We start from the raw sequence: 18,172 nt of genomic DNA, 5'->3' as shown, positions 1-18,172 counted from the left end.
CCAGCTCCAAGCCGTCCGGCTACGGATTGATGTATTGGGCCGCTTCGATGCCATCGGGTCTGCGGCGGCCGCTGTTTGGATGACGATGCCATCCAGACGGCTCCGTCCCTGATGCGCCATCCCACTTGTCGAAGGCCTTCATGGCAGCTTCCATGTTTTCGTAGCACCACCTGTCTTCATAAAAGGTGGGATTTCGACTGTCTCCGACAATGATCGCAGTTGTGTAGAGGAAAGGGATGATCGCCATGTAGCGATTCCTCTTCAGATATCTGAAGCGAACATCCTCGGGCTTTACGAATTCCTCATACTGCTTGAACCACTCGGGGTAGGGGCGGGAAGCTTCTTCTGACACGTTTTGTCTCCCTAAAGGCGTGGAGCAACATACAGATTCGGCTTCCCTCCAACAAGGCAGGCTAGCGCCGCTTGCGCACGACAGACGGCCGCTTCAGCTCTCCCTTACGGATCACGACGTCGGGCACACGGCTCTCCAGCAGCTCGACCTCGATGACCAACCTGGCGCTGAGGGCAAACTGCTTTCCAGCGTGATCGAAGCGAGCGAACTCGACACCTGCTGGAACGAGCAGGCCGGAAGCAACGGCCTCAGCCTGCTTCTGCAGTTTCTCTTGGTTGTGAACGGAAGCCTTGGCGGAAGATCCGAGGACGACATTTGCAGTATTACGCATTCTATTCTCCTAGCGATTGGACACATTTCGCCCGTCAATTCGACTGGTGCGATTATCGGGGTCTTGCTAGGAGATCTGCGGCTACATGGTCGGGTCCTTGAGTTCGGATTAATTTGGACAGGATTTCATCGTAGGCGAGCAGTGCGTCGGCTGCAAGCTTCTTTAATGCGAGACATCACTGCACAATCCCGCTAAGGAATAAATGTAGGAGATTTAGATGCCACGCGAATTGAAAAACGCAAAAGAGATTAAAGCTTATTTCCAGGCTGAAGCCGCCAAGATCATTGAAGAGGCCGCTGGTGAACCAATCCGGACTTTCGAAAACACTCGCGAGTTCGAGGTCATGACCAAATACGGACGCATGCGGGCCTCCACACATGACACGTTCATTGCGTGCCGCTTTGACCGCAGAAACCTGGCCAGCTCGATCCTGAGCGGCATGAGTTCAAAGTGGAACCATCACGCATTCAAGATTGGCACCGTTGGTCACGGCTTCGACTACGTTGATCGGGTCTTGGAGCAGTTCAAGAACGAATTCTCCCGCATCGAGCCGCGCAAATGGGAGACCTATGACGTCCAGATCACGGAAGACTACCTGAAGGAAACTGGCATCGAAAAGCTGCGCGACAGGGAAGCGCTGGGCGAGAGGTTTGTGATCGAAGGGTTCAACCCGACCGAAGCCGCAGCGGAGATCGTTGCAGAAGTCACGGACACACATGGCGAGCGACCTGACTGGCTGATCAACAGCGTTCGAGACAAGCTCGCCTCCGAGTCCCCGCTAGAGGTCTATGATAGCTACAGAAAATGGCGGGAAATCAATCCAAAGCCGGACGAGACGCCCGCCATACGGATGTGATCAGAAGAAGATCGCTTTCACAACAAGGATGGTCGATAGGCTAAGCCCGACAGCGATACTGACAAACAGAGGCAACGTGAGCATAATCTCACGGATGCCTCTGAAATGACCGTTGATACGGTCCAGCGTGGCGTTTGCTTTGCGCAATTCAGCCATGCAGGCTTCAAAACCAGGACTTTTAGATGCCTCTGACATGAGGACCACTTCCTCAGTCAATCTGGGTAACGAGACGGGCCTTGCCCGAGCGAATAGCATTCTCAGCATCGATGACCTGCTGGGCCAGCTGATTTGCACTGACGGTGCGACCACGGCCAGGTGCCGCGAACTTGATGTTGCGCACCTGCATGCGAGAATTTTCACCGAACAGCATGTCGGCAGCTTGAGAAACAGCGTTCATTATTCACCTCATAATTTTGGATGCATAGTTATCTGATTTTCAGCAATAAAAATCAACAAATAAAAAAGGAGGCGAACCTCCCTTTCGTTGTTATGGCGCGGTGGTTAGTGTCCAATCCGTCGTGTAATCGCCTGCCCTCACTCGAATAATGACCTTTTCGCCTGGCGTGACCGAACTCGTAGCATATAGCCTCAACGTCATTCCCGTTTTGTAGTTGTATGTGAGCGTCGTTCCCGGGAAGGATGTCAGAGTACCGTTGACGATAATATATTTAGGCTTAGTCGCATCTGGCCCAATATATGTGAACGTGAATGGGATGCTATCCGGAATTCCCGCTACAGTAATCGTATCGCTGTAAAACTGTTTGTTCCCAGCAAGCCCGCTCTGCTCTGTGAACGTAAACGGCTCTGGTGTCGTAACCAAAGGACGCGTCACGATCTTGAACGTTCTTGTTAGCGTGCCGACCCTAAGAGTATAGATTGCTTCTGTCTCATTGCCCCTTGGCGCTGTGCCACGGATGAGAATCTTATCTCCCGTTTTGACCGTCATGCCATTCATCTGAACCGACCCCATTTGATAGATGGAGCCATTTTTTTGAAAATAGGATGTCGATCCATTCCCAACGGCTGTTAACGTGACAGGGACTGGATCAGGAACTCCCTGGACAGTTACTTCTGCAGAGAGAATTGCAGCAGTAGCAGTTTCATAAGGAGGCTGGTTTACAGCATCTGGAAAGTTGAAATCCTCTGGCGTATCCACGTAAACACGCGTCTTTAGCCTGAATTCTTTCGTAACTGATCCAATTTTTACCGTGTAGAAGCTCTCTAAACCCCCTCCATTTTCTGAAAGAGCTTTGATCGAGAATTTCTGATTATTGGATATCGTACCAGTGATCGTATTTGTCTTGAAATACGATGATCCGCTTCCATACACAACACTATGTTGGGTGTTGGTGTTGGCATATGGGTTCGTGCCGTAATAGGTGACTTCGAAAGGAACTGGATCAGAAATACCTGTAACGGTTATTTGGTTTGAATTAATAATTGCGCTAGGCGCAACATCACTCAATGTCGGGAACTCGAAATCATCCGGCGTGTCATCGAGTTCTCTTGTGGTTACTCGGAATTCTTTCACCATCGTTCCGATTTGGAGAACGTAATAGCTCTCCTGCAAGAACCCCGTTTCAGAAAGCCCGTTGATATATATCTTGTTACCATTCGAAAGCGTTCCAGAGACCGTGTTGTTAACAAGGCGCTTTGCGACACCGTTGACATAAAGCCCATGACTCGCCAACGAGTTCGCTCTTGGATTGGTGCCGTAATATGTCAAGGTGAACGGAAGAGGGTCCGGCATTCCCGCGAGCGTAATGGTGGCTGACGCGACCGAAACATCGGGTGCGCTGTCGACGATATTTAAGAAATTAAAGTCGTCTGGTTCAGTTTTAGCTTTTCTGGTCGTTACATTCCAGACAGCGGACTGATTTCCAACGAACACACGAACCGTCTTTGTTTCACCAAGAGTGGTCGATGGTATCATTGAAACTTCGATAATCCCGCCCTCTCCGACCTGTTTAGGCTGAGTTGTTGTAGAATTAATATTGTAGCAAATCCCACCTGGATTGCTTGGGTAGCATACGCGGGTGGTCACATCAGAAGGGCCTTCAAACGTAAACGGCACGTTGGCCGTGTTACCTACAATTGGAATTCTGGCACTATATACGCGTGCACCCGTATTATTCTGATCGACAAGATCAGGAATATCGAATGCTGCAACCGCCGTGGACTGGACAACGAGATCAAAAGCATTCGACGTTGCCGAGCCATATTTATCCGTTGCCTTGACTGAAATCCTAGACGTTCCTGACTGCGTTGGAGTGCCATAGAATTGACCCGACAGTGTGTCCAGCTGAAGGCCTTGCGGAAGCGTGCCTGTCGAAATTTCGAAAGTCAGATCGCCTTCAGCGTTCGTCAGCGTTGGCTCTGCTGTTAAAGCATACTCGCCAACTTCCAGATAGTACTTATCGTCATAAGTTGCTTTCAGAAGCAGTGGATTGATCGTGTACCTGGCTGACGTAGACCCCAAAGCATCGGTTGCCGTAAGATCGAAGTAAGCTGTAGACACTCCATTCTTAATTGTTGCCCAAGCCGCTCCCGTTTTAGGGTCAACGCCAACGTCCATATAGGTTGTGGTTGAAGGGTTCTTCCCTGTAACGGAGTACGTTATGTCGCCAACCATCCTGCTTTGGTCATATTCAGGCTTACCAAAGTCAACAAGCTGATTATGTCTGGCAGGTATCGTCTTTGCTTTATAGACGCCAGTTCTAGAAGACGGCAGTACCTTGATCAGGAATTCATTTGACTCACCCTTTTGTTCAGCCAAATTGACCACGGTCACGATGTAACCTTCGTAGATACCCGCGCTTCCAATGGAGAGGCGTCCACTGATCTCGCCTGTGTCTTCATCAAATGCCAAACCGTTTGGCAGACTCTTATTGATCGAATATTTATCGCCACTTTTCTGGGTGTTGTAACGTGTAGGAGTAATTGTCCCGAAGGTATTATTCTCGGTATAACCAGTCCCTGAAGTCGAATATTGGACCCTTGGCAGCACGCCATCGTCGTGGACAGTTATGACGAACGGCTCTGTATTGGCACTATCATCGGTCGCGTCGACAACGCGAATGATCAACGGATCGCTTACTCCGATGACCGTTGGCTTACCCGAAATCGTGCCAGTCTTGTTGTTGAACACGAGGCCAGCTGGCAGATTCCCCAGAAGCGTGAAATTCACTGCGCCCACCGCGTAGTCGACTGTCGGCTTTACAGGATTGATATCAGCGCCGACTGTAGCGTCGATTGCAGCGCGCATGACGATCCGGATTGAAGGAACAATCTCGATCAGGATGAACTCTGACGTCAGTCGATTGGTGCTGTCAGTTACCCGAATGTTAGCCGTAATCTTGATCACGCTATTGACTGTTCCAGAAATCACACCTGTGACAGGATCGATAGTCAGCCCGTAGGAAGTGAGATCAGGAGACGAGAAGCGAACTTCGCCGATTGCGTTCAGCACTGAAGGTTCGCTGCTCGTGAAGGGAACCCCAGGCTTTCCCTTCACCGAGTAGGTCGTCAGGAGAAGCGGATTACCGTCTGCAGCAGTGGTGATCTTGATCGTCTTCGTCGCCGTTGCACCCTTGTCATCAACAGCGCTAAGCGTGATCGATGGCCATTCGCCAATTGTCGTCGGCGTGCCGCTGATCGTACCAGTGGAATTGTTCGCCGAAAGCCCGTCTGGCAGAGATCCGCTAATAGTCCATGTCACATTGCCGACAGCATTCAGCGCCTTGGCCTTTAGCTGATAGGTGTGATTGACGAGCGCCAGATTTTCATCTGCGTTGTCAACTTCCAGAGCCAGCCTCGTCCCCACAACAATGGAAAATGGGTTCGAGCTTGCAGCGTAGGATGTCTGACCACCGTCCGTAAGGCGAACGACGATATTTCCAAACGTTCCGGTCTGATCTGGTGCGCCTACGATCCTACCCGTCGCAGCATCGACCCTCATGCCGGAAGGCAGAGTTCCAGACGCAAGCTCATAGGAGGCCTTCCCAACCAGGTTGTCGACGGATGGCTCAATTAGAGCTTCTGTAAACTGGTTGGCGTTCGTTGTGGCTGGATATGAAAGTTTAAGATCACCAACGACGACAATCGTCACCTTATAGGTTGCTGTCTTGGCGACGCCGTCCGTGGCTGTCACGATAAAGCTGTGCGTTCCTGCAGCGGTCAACGTGCCAGACACGGAGCCGTTCACGAGGTTCACATTAATGCCCGAAGGTTTGCCTGCCCCTGCAGTAAAGGACATCGGTGCGACGCCGTTTTCAATATCTGGAGCGCCTGTGTTGATGAAATCTCCAACTCGGGCAGTGACCATCAGATCCTTGATCTTGAACTGACCACCCTTTTCCACACGAATGGACATCGCGCCAGTTTTCGCGGTTGCTCCCTCGCTATCGGTTGCCGTGACAACGATATTGTCGAACACACCCGCAACAGTTGGCACGCCCGCGAAAGCGCCTGAACTCGCATTGAAGGTTAGCCCAGCTGGCAGAGTTCCCGCTACCGAGTAGCTCACATCACCGATTGCATTGGTTGGCTCAATCGGGAATTTCGGAAGACCAGTCGTTGAACCCTCAATGAGGCCATTTGAAAAATCATAGGCGATTGCCAGCGTCTTTCTCTGGCCGACAATAAGCTTGGTCGTCACAGAAGCCGTGTTGGAAGCGTCATCGCGAGCGACAATCTGAATGTTCGCCCATTCACCTTCTTTGGTCGGAATTCCCGAGATCGAACCATTCGACGGGTCGAATGACAGGCCATCAGGCAATGCGCCTGTCTGGGTGAATTTCAGAGTGCCAATAGCGTTTTCGACGGCCGGGGTGACGTTGGCCTGCGAGCCACGGCTGAGATTGTGCTCTGAGGCAAGCTGCATTGCCATCGCGTCTTTGATCGTCAGCGTAATCTGGACAGTCGAAGTACGAGACTGCTTATCTGTGATCGTGACGGTTCCGCGATAGGTCCCTGGCGTCGCCACAGTTCCAGTCAGTTGCCCCGAAGACGACATCTGCACGGCTGCAGGAAGCGTGTTTCGGTCAGCAAAGACATAGGTGACTGGATTATCTGCGTTAACAGCCTTCAGATCAAAGCTGAATGCCTTACCCGTAGTCCATTCAAAGGCATTATCGACCAGTTCAATTGCCTTTGCGGGCGCTACCGTAATCTTGAAAGGTTCAGTCGTCGCCGTCTGGCCCTCGGCATCGGTAGCCTTGATGGTGATGCCCTCAAAAACGCCGACCTTGGACGCCGCACCCTGCAGATATCCGTCTTGCGTCAACTTTACGCCTTCAGGCAACACGCCAGTGCCAACGAGTTCGTAGGTGACCTTACCGACGCTATTGTCGACTTTGACGGGGCGGCTGTTGAACAGGCTCTGCAGAGCGTAGATTGTCAAATCGGGCGCGGTCGCCGTGAGGGCTTCGCGTGGACCTACTTCAATTTGAAACGCATTGGACGTCGCGCGCTCCCCGTTGCCATCGATGACAGAGATCGTGAATGGGCCGTAAGAACCTTCAACCGATGGAGTGCCATAAATGCGGCCGCTGGTCTTCGCGAAGGTCAGCCCGACAGGCAACGTTCCAGCAAGCTCATACTCTCCAAACGGATTGGCTTTGGAAGGAATAATGCTTTGCTCAGCGACTGCGACGGTTGGAGAAACGATTTCCTTCAACCTTGGCACATTGGTCGTCTGAGGCGAAACGGAGATTGCCAGATTGTTGTAAGAGGTTATGCCGAGCGAATATGATTTGGACACTCGCCCTTCTGCATCGACAACAACCAATGGCAGTGAGTGCGAAACCGCTGACGGCAACACACCAGAAACCACGCCATTCGCTGGATTGAGGGTCAGACCAGCAGGCATAGTCTCGCCGTTCGCCAGGCGGATCGAATATGGCTGCATCGCGCCAGTTACGACCAGAGGGGGGCTAGAAAAGTTTTTGCCAACTCGAACATGGGTCTGTTCGCCAGCAATAGTGATCGGGGCGGGGAAAACCGTCATCGAGAACGCGTTGGACGTCGAGCTGCCGCCATTGGACGACGTGACTGCAAGAACGATGTTTTCCTTCGTTTCCAATTTCGCCGGAACACCAGAGATCACTCCCGTCTTTGCGTTTAGTTCCATACCCTCAGGCAGCTCACCCGACTGAATCGACCAGTTCTTTTCCCCTTGAAGGTCGCTTGCGGTCACAACCAGCTGGAAAGGCGTACCAAGAACAAGCGACTGGTCATCGATATTTCCGATATCGGTGTCAGGCTCACGCGATGCGATTGCGAAATAATTGGAATATCCGGTCGTTCCATCGACATCACGAGCGACGAAACGCATCTTTGCACTCGTATTGAAATTACGGAGTGAACCACGAATAGCGCCTTTGTTATCAAAAGCTAGGCTCTGGGGCAGGGCATCGCCTTCGAGAGACCAGGTCAATTCACCAATGGCTCGATTCACCTTCGCTGCAATCGTTGTGTACGTATTCAAATTAAGCACTTGATCAGGAATAAATGCGATTGTCGGTCCATTCTCGATGAGAATATTACCACGAGCAGTGGCCACTTCCGTTCCTGAGAAATCATAGCCCGTAAGGTTGACCGCATAGACACCTTCGGACCCAAGGGGAGGCGTGCCCTGAAGCAGAGACCCAGAAGCTTTAAGCCAAACAGGCAAGGCTTCATTGGCGGTCCAACGATCAACCACGATGCCCGATGGAGAGATATTGACGGCCATGTTACGGTCGACGTGACCATAACCGTCGACCCTGACCATTTTCTCATCTGGAGCAACGACAGAGAACGTGACCTTCGCCTTCGTACCTTCAGCGCCCGCTGCCGTGTACCCAACAGCATCAAAGCTTACAGCTTGAACGCGCGCTGGTGTTCCGCTGAGTAGTCCGCTTGCCTGGTCAAAGCCGACACCCTGTGGCAGCGATCCATTCGTGATCCGCCAGTAAGCGATAGGCTGCGCGCCCTTTACAGGAATGCTCTGTGAGAAATCCTCGCCTGGATATCCGACAAAGTTGGCTCGGATGTCATAATCTTCTTCTCCAGGGACTTCGGGTTCGACTGCAGAGACTTGAAAGCCATATTTATATCGGAAGATATATTGATCAGCGAATGCAGGCGGGATTGCGATTGAAAATGCGGTAAGCGCGACAATTATTTTTCTTAGCATTTTGTTTTTCCTTGGAGCTACCCTAAAAATGCACCAACTCAAGGAATAAAGCAATTGGGCAGCAAATCAGGTCATCGGTCTCCTTCGCTTTATGCGCCGATAAATTGCAATCAGTTATAGGGCGCAATTCGACAATCAAGTTCGTTGTCATTTCACCTTTCACAGTAATCTGCTACAAGTCTCTCAATGCCCACAACGAGGAGCGCGCAATGGATTTCGATAGCATTACCTACCCACTGGACGGCCATGCATATGTCTGGGTGAAGCCCGCAGAAGGAACGAACTGGAGCGACGTTCTGAGCGACGACCGCCACAGCAACCGTGGCGACGAATACCGACCAGCCAAGCTTGGAGGCACTCCGCCCGAGGATAAGTATCGTGGCACCCAACTTGACGGACGCCGTATCGAACTCATCGGACAGCCCTACAGTTACCGCCTCGAAAAGTTCGAACTCGGCGGCGAGATGAGTTTCGATAATCACCCTGCTCCAAAGATGTGAGCGAGGCGTACAGATACAAATTCTACATTCGATAATTGCTTTAAAATTCAATGGGGTAGAATTTCCAAGGATAAGTCCGAGACAAAATAATGAAAAATGTTGATTTCCATTTGACATATCTATGGAATTAAGCAATAAAAGAATCACCACTAGTCATGTGGTGAGTCTCCTCCCTTGTAACTCGGCCGCGCTCAAAAGGCGTGGCCATTTTTTCATCAAGGGGGTACGGACTTTTCCTGATGAGGTTTTTATGACAGAGACGAACAAGGAAAAGCGTGAAGCGCTAATCGCCAAGATCAAGGCGTTGCTCGCGAAGACTATCGAGAACGGCGCGACCGAACAGGAGGCGCTGACAGCGGCTGCGAAGGCTGCTGAACTCATGGAAAAGTATGACATCGAGATCGGTGACGAAGAAGACGTCGACGACGAGGTCATCAACAACGATCACACGTTTCCACCAGAATTCCACAACCACATCATGACCGTCAGCATGGCTATCGCGGAGCTTTGCGAAGTCGAAGTCATCGGCCTTGTGAATGATGCCCGTCTCAGAACCGGATATCGCATCTATGGTCTTCCAGTAGATGTCGAAATTGCGCAATATCTACACGAAATCATTATCACTGCGATGAAGTATGAGATGACGCGAGCATCTGGCGGATGGATGCTGTACGTGCCGCGCAAGCGCGAGATTGCACAGCATAGCTTCCTCGATGGATTGACAGAACGCCTGGCGGAGAGAATCCGCGAACTCGCTTGGGCACGCCAGCACAAGAAGACGGGCAATGCGCTGGTCGTCGCCAAGGACGCTTTGATTAAGGCGGCCATGGAAGATGTCGAGACCTTCAAGACAAGAAAGAGACGACGTGATGTTGACGGCAAGGCACTCCTCAATGGCCTAGAAGCTGCTAACCGCATCAACCTCAATCCGGCACTCGGCTCTGAGCGCGGCCCGAACGGCGGCCAGCTTAAGAGCGACAGCCGCTTTGCAAACTGATTTTAAGGCGACCCTCGAACTTGCGAAGGACATGTTGAATGCCGAAGATCGATGTTGGAACGCTTTCGTTACACAAGAGCGAAAGATATGACCGTATGTGGTGGGTGCAGTACGAACTCAACGGGGAACGTCACATCATCTCGCGCGTCTTGTTCAACATCAAGGACACTTGGCAGACGATGCCAAAGCTGTTTTTGGCGGTCAATGCCAAGCCAGCATTGTTTGCTCGTGTCTCTGAGGCTTTCGCACCCCAAGCCCTTTCAATTGTTCGTGGCGTGAGTGAGTACAACGACACAATATTCGGTGCCGCAGATGAAGAGCAAGAAGCCGAACAGGTCGCTCGGATTCGCGAAGCTCTTCTAGCTGCGCTACCTGCGGACGATGCCTTTTGTTCAACTCAGATCTTCTGCTCAAAACTTCGCATCAGCGGCTGTGACGATCTGTACTTCGCGTTCTACAAAGAGTTCAGGCCTGCGCTTGAATTCACGGACAAAGAGCTTCTCGCTTCGGCGCGTCATATGGAGGATGAGTTGAAGTCTGAGCACAAGGAATGGGCGCAAGACATTGAAAAAGTTCTGTCTTCGGACGAACAGGCTTTAGCGCCTCGCTAGAGGCGCATTGCTGGATATCGCGTCGGCCGGACAACAGGATCAGCCGACAAGCGCGGCGCACGCTGGGGTTTCACATCCTCGAACGCCACCACAAAGCTATTACTGCCGAACTTGGTTGCGGCCGCATTATTGATCCTAGCCTCGTAGCCGTCATTCAACATGTTGCGCAGAAGGTTGATCCCCTCAGCAGTCAGCTCACCAGATGGACGAGCCTTCCTGATCGACATGCGGATTTCACCCATCCTCGACTTTACGCCTTGAATGACCTTGGAGCGTGCTTCGGCGTATTCAGCTGCCAGCCCACAATAGAGATAGGCCTGCCTGATGTTGTCCGGTGTGACGCCGCTATAGCTCGACTGGACGACATGGACGCGTTCAGGGAATTTTCTCATCACCCTGACGGACTCCTCCAGGTGAGGCTTGATCAATTCCATAACGGTCGCTTCCTGCCCTTCAGCAAAGCCGTTGGCCAAGAGAGCCAATGGAGCAAGCGGAAGGCTATGCAGGACGACATCGAGTGCCTTATCGATCCCCTTGCTGCCGAGAAGTTGCTGTCTCGCATAATGTGACTGGCCATTCTGCTGACCGCAAACAGTCTGGAACATGACATTCTTAACGTCATCGACATTGAGACCAAACTTGCCAGCAATCTTGGTCAGAAGAGAAATACCGGAGCGAGTTGCTGCCGCAGCGAATGGATGTTTCTCCACCATTTGTTCGAAGCCCGAAACCACAGCTGGCGTTACCGCGTCGATAAAACTTTGCACGATTTCCGGACTGCCGTGATGTTGATGAAGGGAATTCAAACCGAGGCCACGGTAGGTGTTCTCAAAGTTGAAATTTTGAGCTGGCTTCGAGGCATACCTCGCCATCTGTTCGCAGGCGATATGATGAGCGATATTGGGATCGGTGTAATTTACACCTTTATCCCCGCCGACATTATAAACGAAAATCATGCGGTCAGGTCGGGCATCGGGAAGCTCTTCACCGTATTCAACCCATGGAATATCGTGCTGCGCAAACCATTTTTCGATCTGATCGACATATTTATCCAGCGGACGCATATTCTGCTTGCCACGAACCTGGACGGCAACCCAATTGCTATCGGTTAGATAAAGGTAATTCACCCCAGGCCTTGGATGCGTTCCTACGCGGACAGATGAGCCGTCAGCCAAAATCACTTCTGGGGTGCGCCCCAACTCGATGGTGGCATGCGGATAGCCGTCTGCGTCACGCAATGAATAGATCTGCGTCTGACCGGAGTTCACTCGGTTCCAATACCCACCGACACAATGCCCCATCATTGCGCCTTCAGCCTTCAGTGCTTTTGCTGTCACCAGCTTGCCCATGAATGCACCGTCGTCCAGCTCGGCTACCTTCACGACACCGTTCATTCGAGCCTTGTTGTCGACTTTCGCTTTGGCAAGGGCCTCGTGCCACGCGATTGCTGCGTCATCCGCATCCTTCCATGACATGCGCTCGATGCGGCGGATACGGCGGTCATTGTCTGGAAGGGACTCAATCCAATCCATCGTATCCGCCGCCCTCCTCAGGAAGGCCGCTATGGCAGTGGCGTTATGCAAGTAGACTTTAGCCTTTGCAGATCGCCAATCATTCAGAATGCGCTTCTGAACCTCATCACTGAGGCCATCGTTTTGCATGGCGGTTATGATCTTATTCTCGTCCTTGTGCCCAGTTACCTCTTTCACAAGGCTAGGCTCACGCCGAACATGGCGCTTCAGAACTCGACGTGCCCATTCAACAACAACTGCTCGGCCGCTACGGTGTGCAACCGCGTCAATTCCGTCGTCCAATACCGAAGCGCCAACAATCTGCATCATCAAGTTCCCGAAACCAATATCCTGATTTTGGAGCCTGTCGTTGCAAGGCTCTACGATTTAATGCTCACGAGTTCTGGGACCTGCATCGCAATAGAATTCCTGATCTTGAATTTCCCCGCCGCGATGATAATCATTCTCAAAATCAAAAGTGATATTTTTATCCATTTCTTGCTTCGCTCGCTGTCGCCACCAAGCGATATCCTTGCCCTTCAATGCATCCGGCATGATCGGGTCATACAAGCGCAAAAATTCATTCGCTTTCTCATCAGGAACCACGACTGCTTCGATGCCTTCATATACCTCATTTTCAGTCATTCTCAGTCGTTTAATGCGATATTTTTTCTTTCCAAATTTCGCGAAGAAAGCGTGTTCTACAGCTACGCACATTTCGGACGGCGCAGTGTTTTGGAAGGAATGGTGCTGAGCCACCCACAGCCTGCCTTTGCCATGATCATCAGATATGCGCAGTTCAATAGTTGACCTGGTGCCGTCTTTAGCTTCAATTGCGGCTATGTGAGTTCCGCCTGTCATGCAATCCCGATAATATCCACCGACGCAATGGTCCATTAATTGACCTTCTGCATGAAGCTCATCGTCCGACGTCAGGAATTTCAAAGTTCCATATTCACAGACAAAATTTTCTTGAAGTGCAGGCCAAACCTTTGGAATCAAGCCTCTCACACGACGGCAATATGCGCGCTGTTCCACCGCAACTGTATTTACGTGCCGATGCCATAATTCATTAAATCGGACGGCTCGCTTCTTGCTGAACTGGCTTCCAACTACCTCTTCAAATATGATGCGTTGAAGATAGGCCCCACATGGCTTTCCACGCAACGGAACTCCACCTGGAAGTTCGATCCAATCGAAGTAGCCGACAATCAATTCCTCGATAAAGCAAGCCACCGATGTAGCTGGCTCTCTGACAGCTCGAAAGACCTTTTCTGAACTACTCGGATTGGCAGCAATTTTGGACGTAAAATCACCCGCAAACGGATAACCATACCGTAGCCAATCCTGCCCAACCGAAAGCATATTGCGGAATTTATCTTTATCGACATCGAAATAATCGACGGGGAGCGTGATCGCATATTCTCTCAACGGATGTGGGCCGCAAGCGAATGAATCAATAGAATTCACATTTTTCATACGGAACTTCGCCCTCGTCAGGCCAGCCAGCTTTTTGATCTTCGAGGCAGGCAGACCTGTGACTTCAGTTAGAATCGGGATCAGAGGTCTGCCTTCGTCAATCGCGGCCGTAACTTTCTTGAGCGTCAATATCCGCAACAGGGCTGGGAACGCGTCGCTTGCCTGTCTACGCCGCTTGCGGTTCTCTGGCGTGGTGTCGAGGAACCAATTGTAATCGCGCCCCATGAAATTGGCCCTGCGATAAGCAAGACGACGTGCCTCCTTATCCATTGCCTGAGAGATCAGCCATCGAAAATTTGTACGCGATTTGAAGCCATTTCTGATGCTAACAACAGCAGATCGCCACCTTTCTTCGCTGATCTCTTCCCCAATCAGTTTTCCGAACTGCTCTCGCTGATGGTTGATTCCGGAGAGTGCGCCTTTCAGGAGATTTTTGACATGCGTAGATAAATTGCGATGACGATCATGAATGAAGTCGTTTTCCGAGGTATACGTCATCATGATTGTGTTATCGAAAATGAAGTCAAAATACGGAGATTTGGTCGATTTATTCAAGTTGATTGAAATCTCGAATTCGCCAGAAGAGAAATCGATCTTGATGGCGTTGCCTGTTGCTCGATAGAACTTGCAGCCACTTGGCAGCATGACAGCGAAAACAGCCTTGGAAATCTTCACGCCGTTCTGCCCGAGTTCGACATGTTCGGGACAGATCACAGCGTCATAGCGACCAGCCTTCCCAACATGAGCGCGTCGCGCGAGTTTTAGACCACGAACCAGTGCGAATGCTTTCTCTTGAGCCTCCTTGCCGTCGACCAAGCGCTCGGCGATGCCGCGTATAGATGCGTTGAAGTTCGCGACACGCTCTTCGTGTGTCTCAGGCTTCTTCGGCAGAAACTTCTCCATGGGGTAGTAATACACACCATGATGATAACCATCTTTCTGCTCGATCCTTATGACGCCCGATTTATCAAGCGCCTTGGCCAGTTGTATCTGTTGCGCTGCAAGGATAGGGCAGTCGGGTCTTTTGAAAATCTTTTTAGCCACATTATACATGCAATCACGGAACCCGTCTTTCGTGATCGGATAAGACAGCCGCATGCGCATAATGACATTCAAGGCTATCCGCCGCAGAACTTTGTCCACGGGGAGGCCATCTTTGTCGACTACAATGTCCTTGGCGGAAATGACTTCCATAATTCACCTCTGCCAAAATGGTGACAGAAGTGATTAATATCGCAACCCTTCAAATCCTGGGTCTTCCGCAAAAAGCCTATTTTACGAACAATTCCAGATTGGCCGCCTGACAGATTTTAATCAGTGTCGGCATCGAGATTTCACCTGGCTGGTTGATCGACCTGACCAAGGTTGGCTCGAACATCTTCGCCCTCCTGGCGATCAGGCCTTCTTCGTCGTTGTCGTGGGCCGCCGCAAGGATCGATGACAGTTTCGAGATCGTCGAGACCGCTACAGCTGGCTCTTCGTCACCAACAAACCTGCAGTGCAAGGCCATCCCAGCTTTCGCAAGCGTCGAAACAAACACCGAGACGCGGATTTCCTTCAAACCACGCAGATCGGCCTCAAACTTGGGCGTCAACGCCACATTGGCCTCCTTCAAGCCCGCAAGAGCATCGTGATAGATTCTGCGGTAGACCTTCACGCTTTCCATTATGGTGCTCAGGTTGCTGGCTACGTCATTCGACACGTTCGGTACCCTGTTCCCGGTGGTCGTCGTTTCGCTCATACTTTCCTACTCAAGCCACTTAAACACGTGGGAAAATGGTTTCAATTTAAAACTGGAGCCATATAGCTAATTTCAATCGAATTGGCAATCGATACATGTTCATTGTGATCAAAAAGGTATTCCTTGAAGAATAATTTGCCACGCATTATATCTAGGTCGTGATTAGGAGCGTTCCCCCCTTTTATCCGCCAAGGGCGGCTCTGAAACATGAAACTAAGGAAGCGCTGCTACTGCAATCACATCATATGGCGGAAACCATAACGGTGACCGCGCCATCAACTTTAGAGACTAGGAAGGATAAAATTGATGTTATAGCTCTTGCGTACGGGACGACCGCATCGCTGAAAAAGCGAATACCACACCGGATGATGACCGGAACAATCATCTCTTCATCTATGCAATCGTTCGGGCAGACCTTGAAATGCCCACTGGCAAGCTGGCCGCACAAGCGGGGCATGCCTACACCGACGCACTTCTCGATTGCCTGGACAAACACCCCGAACTCGTTGAACGATATCGCCGAGGCATCAACGCCGGATCAAAGGCGACCCTGAAGGCAAAGAATGAAGCCGCTTTGATGCGAGCTTACGAAGATTGCCAGACATCGGGCCTGCCGTGCGCGCTGGTCGTCGACGAAAACCACATTCTGCTCCCTCACTTCGACGGATCACCAATCGTGACTGCGCTGGGCATCGGACCAGTGAGCAGGGCGGATGCGCGGCAAATCGTGAAACGCTTCAGCAGCGTTTGAAATCCAGATATTTCGGGCACCGTCCAAGGCGTCCGAAATATCTTTTATTCCACTCAGTGGCGAATAATTCTTGAGCCAAAATATTTTGATGTCATTATTGGATTAAGTCCATTCATGGTGATTGGGCTTAATCCCTTTTGCTGTGAGGAGACTTTAATGAAGACCACTGCTCTTGCGCTCGTGTCCGTTCTATTCGCTTCGAGTGCGTTTGCCGCTGATGCAATCGATACTATCGAGCCACCTATTCCAACTGTCACGGGTACCCCTGATGCGGCTGGTGTCGACACCTTCTCTTGGAATGGCGTCTATTTCGGTTTCAACGGTGGGTATGCAGGCGGCAAGTTCAAGAACTCCCTCACTGCATCCGACCTCGTCACCAATGAAAGCCTCACCAACACCACTTCGGTTTCGCACAACGGCTTCGTCGGCGGCGTCCAGGCAGGCTACAACTGGCAGTTTGACAATGTCGTAGCTGGTATCGAAGCGGACTTTCAGGGTAGCTCGCTCAAGCGGGACAAGATCATCCTTGAAAACGACGGTGCTTCTCTGGCGCTGAAGAACCGCCTTGATTGGTATGGCACCGCCCGTGGTCGCGTCGGCTACACCGTTTCGCCAACCGCAATGATCTACGCCACTGGCGGCGCGGCATATGGCAAGGTCAAAACTGCCTATGAACTCAGCGACGGCGTTGATACCGAAGGCGTGTCCTGGTCGAAGAACAAGGTTGGCTACACCGTTGGCGGCGGCACCGAAATCGGCCTTACGGACGAAATCTCGTTCAAGACCGAGTACCTCTACACTGACCTCGGCAAGGCCAAGATGTTCGACTACTCGGACGCCGATCTGGGCGAAAGCCTTCGCGGTGAGAACAAACTGCAGTTCCACACTATTCGGGCTGGCATTAACTACAAGTTTTAAGGGCCAATCACATTTAACGAAGAGGGCATCGGATGGTGCCCTTTTTATTGACTATATTATTCGGCTATTGAGACGGGATATTTTTGAGACCATCATTTAAGTATCTCAATAATTGTGTTGAGAAAGTCTTTCAACCGAGGAGTTCGACATGAAGACTTTTACTCTAGCCTTTCTAGCCTCTTTGTTCGCTTCGACGGCAATTGCCCAGGAGCTGACGAACGATAATATCGATCCAGCAATCCCCGCCTATGCCAGTAACCCACATACTCTCGGCCTCGATACATTCTCGTGGCAGGGCGCGTATATCGGCGTCAACGGTGGCTATGCCACTGGCAAATTTCGAGATCAGATCGACGCATCCGATGCAAACACAGGCGAGACTGCTGGGTTCTCTGACACCGTCAGCCGATCCGGGTTCCTCGGGGGCGTTCAGGCTGGTTACAACTGGCAGCACGAGCGCAACGTCTACGGCTTCGAACTCGACCTTCAGGGCGGCTCGATGAAGAAGGAAAAGGCTGTCTTTGATGACTCCATCAACTCCTTCAAGCAGAAGAACAGCGTTGACTGGTACTCATCGGCACGCAGTCGTCTCGGTTATGCGGTATCTCCGACTGCAATCCTCTATGCGACTGGCGGCCTTGCCTACGGCAAAGTTTCGACTGGCGTGACCGCTTCCGATGGAACAAACACCGAAAGCGCTTCGTGGAAAAAGAACACATTCGGCTACACAGTGGGCGGCGGCACCGAAATTGCCATGACCGACAACCTCACGTTCAAGACCGAATATCTCTATACCGACTTGGGCAACGCCAAGACGCTCAATTTCGCAAACGATAATTTCGGCACCAGCTTGCGCGGAGAAACCCGCTTTGACTTCCATACCATCCGAGCTGGTATCAACGTCAAATTCTAAGAATCCGAATACGAACATTGAAGGGGCCGCTGAAG

At 51.3% G+C, this 18,172-nt stretch carries 15 protein-coding genes; 7 read left to right on the top strand and 8 right to left on the bottom strand.

Going from position 1 to position 18,172, the window contains the following annotated elements; genetic code table 11:
• Positions 1-19: 19 nt before the first annotated feature.
• Entirely contained in the window at positions 20-352 is a 333-nt protein-coding gene (locus QU595_RS09705; RefSeq protein WP_315921299.1) for a hypothetical protein, read from the bottom strand.
• 61 nt (positions 353-413) lie between these two features.
• Positions 414-683, bottom strand: coding sequence for a hypothetical protein (locus QU595_RS09700; protein ID WP_315921297.1), 270 nt, complete (start codon positions 681-683; stop codon positions 414-416).
• A gap of 217 nt (positions 684-900) precedes the next feature.
• On the opposite strand from QU595_RS09700, the gene QU595_RS09695 reads away from it, so the two are divergent.
• Positions 901-1,539 (top strand): hypothetical protein, encoded by a 639-nt coding sequence (locus QU595_RS09695; protein ID WP_315921295.1) that lies wholly within the window; start codon positions 901-903, stop codon positions 1,537-1,539.
• Here QU595_RS09695 and QU595_RS09690 read toward each other — a convergent pair whose 3' ends face one another.
• The 3 genes from QU595_RS09690 to QU595_RS09680 all read right to left on the bottom strand — a co-directional run bounded on the left by QU595_RS09690 (position 1,540) and on the right by QU595_RS09680 (position 8,716).
• The gene (locus QU595_RS09690) at positions 1,540-1,734 is read right to left on the bottom strand and encodes a hypothetical protein (RefSeq protein WP_315921293.1); all 195 of its coding nucleotides are present in this window, start codon (positions 1,732-1,734) and stop codon (positions 1,540-1,542) included.
• A 13-nt stretch (positions 1,735-1,747) separates the two neighbouring features.
• Positions 1,748-1,936, bottom strand: coding sequence for a hypothetical protein (locus tag QU595_RS09685; RefSeq protein WP_315921291.1), 189 nt, complete (start codon positions 1,934-1,936; stop codon positions 1,748-1,750).
• 90 nt (positions 1,937-2,026) lie between these two features.
• Positions 2,027-8,716 (bottom strand): putative Ig domain-containing protein, encoded by a 6,690-nt coding sequence (locus QU595_RS09680; protein WP_315921289.1) that lies wholly within the window; start codon positions 8,714-8,716, stop codon positions 2,027-2,029.
• 209 nt (positions 8,717-8,925) lie between these two features.
• Between QU595_RS09680 and QU595_RS09675 the strand changes: the two genes are divergently transcribed.
• The 3 genes from QU595_RS09675 (at position 8,926) to QU595_RS09665 (ending at position 10,824) form a co-directional block, all read left to right on the top strand.
• Entirely contained in the window at positions 8,926-9,216 is a 291-nt protein-coding gene (locus QU595_RS09675; protein WP_315921287.1) for a hypothetical protein, read from the top strand.
• 250 nt (positions 9,217-9,466) lie between these two features.
• Complete coding sequence (locus QU595_RS09670) at positions 9,467-10,213, top strand: DUF2786 domain-containing protein (RefSeq protein ID WP_315921285.1); 747 nt, start codon at positions 9,467-9,469, stop codon at positions 10,211-10,213.
• 38 nt (positions 10,214-10,251) lie between these two features.
• Entirely contained in the window at positions 10,252-10,824 is a 573-nt protein-coding gene (locus QU595_RS09665; protein ID WP_315921283.1) for a hypothetical protein, read from the top strand.
• Here QU595_RS09665 and QU595_RS09660 read toward each other — a convergent pair.
• The 3 genes from QU595_RS09660 to QU595_RS09650 form a co-directional block, all read right to left on the bottom strand.
• On the bottom strand, positions 10,821-12,665 hold the full coding sequence (locus tag QU595_RS09660; RefSeq protein WP_315921281.1) for a PcfJ domain-containing protein: 1,845 nt from the start codon (positions 12,663-12,665) through the stop codon (positions 10,821-10,823). The two genes, QU595_RS09665 and QU595_RS09660, sit on opposite strands and share 4 nt — an antisense overlap.
• Positions 12,666-12,722: 57 nt before the next feature.
• Entirely contained in the window at positions 12,723-15,008 is a 2,286-nt protein-coding gene (locus tag QU595_RS09655) for a PcfJ domain-containing protein (RefSeq protein ID WP_315921279.1), read from the bottom strand.
• A 76-nt stretch (positions 15,009-15,084) separates the two neighbouring features.
• Positions 15,085-15,555, bottom strand: coding sequence for a hypothetical protein (locus tag QU595_RS09650; RefSeq protein ID WP_315921277.1), 471 nt, complete (start codon positions 15,553-15,555; stop codon positions 15,085-15,087).
• 337 nt (positions 15,556-15,892) lie between these two features.
• On the opposite strand from QU595_RS09650, the gene QU595_RS09645 reads away from it, so the two are divergent.
• The 3 genes from QU595_RS09645 to QU595_RS09635 all read left to right on the top strand — a co-directional run bounded on the left by QU595_RS09645 (position 15,893) and on the right by QU595_RS09635 (position 18,137).
• Positions 15,893-16,306, top strand: coding sequence for a peptidyl-tRNA hydrolase (locus tag QU595_RS09645; RefSeq protein WP_315923267.1), 414 nt, complete (start codon positions 15,893-15,895; stop codon positions 16,304-16,306).
• A 156-nt stretch (positions 16,307-16,462) separates the two neighbouring features.
• Positions 16,463-17,224: a porin family protein gene (locus tag QU595_RS09640; RefSeq protein ID WP_315921276.1), complete on the top strand. Its 762-nt coding sequence runs from the start codon at positions 16,463-16,465 to the stop codon at positions 17,222-17,224.
• Between the two features lie 148 nt (positions 17,225-17,372).
• Positions 17,373-18,137, top strand: a complete 765-nt coding sequence (locus tag QU595_RS09635; protein ID WP_315921274.1) for a porin family protein — start codon at positions 17,373-17,375, stop codon at positions 18,135-18,137.
• The last annotated feature ends 35 nt before the right edge of the window (positions 18,138-18,172 follow it).

The sequence above is a fragment of the Mesorhizobium sp. SP-1A genome (assembly GCF_032460275.1).
Lineage (GTDB): Bacteria > Pseudomonadota > Alphaproteobacteria > Rhizobiales > Rhizobiaceae > Mesorhizobium.
This window is presented reverse-complemented; position numbering and strand designations above follow the sequence as displayed.

What these genes read in the sequence shown, in the direction of transcription:
- QU595_RS09685 (WP_315921291.1), bottom strand. Translation starts at nt 1,936, where the DNA reads ATGAACGCTGTTTCTCAAGCTGCCGACATGCTGTTCGGTGAAAATTCT.
- QU595_RS09695 (WP_315921295.1), top strand. Translation starts at nt 901, where the DNA reads ATGCCACGCGAATTGAAAAACGCAAAAGAGATTAAAGCTTATTTCCAG.
- QU595_RS09690 (WP_315921293.1), bottom strand. Translation starts at nt 1,734, where the DNA reads ATGTCAGAGGCATCTAAAAGTCCTGGTTTTGAAGCCTGCATGGCTGAA.
- QU595_RS09650 (WP_315921277.1), bottom strand. Translation starts at nt 15,555, where the DNA reads ATGAGCGAAACGACGACCACCGGGAACAGGGTACCGAACGTGTCGAAT.
- QU595_RS09660 (WP_315921281.1), bottom strand. Translation starts at nt 12,665, where the DNA reads ATGATGCAGATTGTTGGCGCTTCGGTATTGGACGACGGAATTGACGCG.
- QU595_RS09680 (WP_315921289.1), bottom strand. Translation starts at nt 8,716, where the DNA reads ATGCTAAGAAAAATAATTGTCGCGCTTACCGCATTTTCAATCGCAATC.
- QU595_RS09635 (WP_315921274.1), top strand. Translation starts at nt 17,373, where the DNA reads ATGAAGACTTTTACTCTAGCCTTTCTAGCCTCTTTGTTCGCTTCGACG.
- QU595_RS09655 (WP_315921279.1), bottom strand. Translation starts at nt 15,008, where the DNA reads ATGGAAGTCATTTCCGCCAAGGACATTGTAGTCGACAAAGATGGCCTC.
- QU595_RS09640 (WP_315921276.1), top strand. Translation starts at nt 16,463, where the DNA reads ATGAAGACCACTGCTCTTGCGCTCGTGTCCGTTCTATTCGCTTCGAGT.
- QU595_RS09675 (WP_315921287.1), top strand. Translation starts at nt 8,926, where the DNA reads ATGGATTTCGATAGCATTACCTACCCACTGGACGGCCATGCATATGTC.
- QU595_RS09700 (WP_315921297.1), bottom strand. Translation starts at nt 683, where the DNA reads ATGCGTAATACTGCAAATGTCGTCCTCGGATCTTCCGCCAAGGCTTCC.
- QU595_RS09670 (WP_315921285.1), top strand. Translation starts at nt 9,467, where the DNA reads ATGACAGAGACGAACAAGGAAAAGCGTGAAGCGCTAATCGCCAAGATC.
- QU595_RS09665 (WP_315921283.1), top strand. Translation starts at nt 10,252, where the DNA reads ATGCCGAAGATCGATGTTGGAACGCTTTCGTTACACAAGAGCGAAAGA.